The organism is Variovorax sp. KBW07, assembly GCF_003852515.1.
Taxonomy (GTDB): domain Bacteria; phylum Pseudomonadota; class Gammaproteobacteria; order Burkholderiales; family Burkholderiaceae_C; genus Variovorax.
Genome location: NZ_QAJK01000041.1, coordinates 1 through 375 on the forward strand (window position 1 = coordinate 1; position 375 = coordinate 375).

The 375-nt window shown below is 71.5% G+C and carries 1 protein-coding gene; it reads right to left on the reverse strand.

Going from position 1 to position 375, the window contains the following annotated elements; all coding sequences use genetic code 11:
* Window positions 1–375: NAD(P)-binding protein (locus DBV14_RS33805; RefSeq protein WP_260396880.1), on the reverse strand; the 375-nt coding region annotated here is incomplete at both ends.

Consider the following 375-nt stretch of genomic DNA (forward strand, 5'->3'; position numbering starts at 1 on the left):
GGCCACGTCGGCCGGCGATGCGGCCTGGCGCAGTTCGGCGATGAAGTCCACCGCATCGCGCACGCCGGTCTGCTCGCCCAGGCCCAGCGTGTTCACGCCGGCCAGGCCCAGGCCGAGGAACACCGCGTCGTAGTCGGTGGCGAGCGCATCCAGGTGCAGGTCGCGGCCCAGTGCCTGGTTGTTGCGCACCTCGATGCCGCCGACCGACAGCAACCATTCGATCTCGCGCTGCGCGAAGTCGTTCACTGTCTTGTAGCTGGCCAGGCCATATTCGTTCAGGCCGCCGAGCTTGGGGCGGGCGTCGAACAGCGTCACCTGGTGGCCCAGCACCGCCAGGCGGTGCGCGCAGGCCAGGCCGGCCGGGCCCGCGCCGAC